Source organism: Oleiphilus sp. HI0066 (assembly GCF_001635725.1).
This window is the reverse complement of record NZ_LWFH01001338.1, coordinates 1-714: the sequence shown is the minus strand read 5'-3', so window position 1 is coordinate 714 and position 714 is coordinate 1. Positions and strand designations below refer to the sequence as shown.

Here is a 714-nt window from a genome sequence, read left to right as displayed (position 1 = left end):
TTGAGTTCTATCTTTAAAGAAATATCCAAAAAGGTATCTATCTAAGCCGTATAAACTAAACCATTTTGGGCCTCCGGAGGCACCCAGAAACGACGTAAATAGCGATTGTTTGAATCCTTGTTCTTGAATCGTTTTTCGTGCAGTTTCGCCAGCGTAAAGCTCGATCAAAACGTATCCTTATATGTGATATTTTGTTTGATGTATTGGTTTGACAGCACGATCATTAATCGAAAAGGCAGTCGATGCAACAAGCTTTAGCGAGAAAATATAGATTCTCTTCCGTGAATCTTGTCGCAAGAAGGTCCGTAAAAGGGAATAAGATTGAAGGGAGTTAAAGCATGAGGTTGCAAGTTAAGCCGATTCATTTTTTCGATGCTCAATTAGGGCTGTTCGTTGGTAGTGTTCACTTCTCGCTACTCTCTTTGAGCTTTTATCATGCCAATCTGGTTTGAGTGTCGGATTCAAAAAAGGGTAAACATACTCAATGTTTACCCTTATCGGTATCAACTAATTGCGGTAGCCTGTTTAGTTAAAAGTTATACTTCATGCCGACCTGAACTTGCCTTGGAATACCTGGTCTGTCGCCAAAAGGGCGTAGCGAGGTGACGTAGACTTTATTTAGCGCGTTTCTCAGGCTGGCATAAATATGCAGGTCCTTAGAAACTTTATAACTGCTCTTCAAGTCAACGACTATGTAGTCGTCGATAGTTCTGT

1 protein-coding gene is annotated in these 714 nt (G+C 40.5%); it reads right to left on the bottom strand.

What is annotated here, in order from left to right; all coding sequences use genetic code 11:
• Positions 1-529 precede the first annotated feature (529 nt).
• Positions 530-714: TonB-dependent receptor (locus A3738_RS20155; RefSeq protein WP_156504360.1), on the bottom strand; the 185-nt coding region annotated here is incomplete at its 5' end.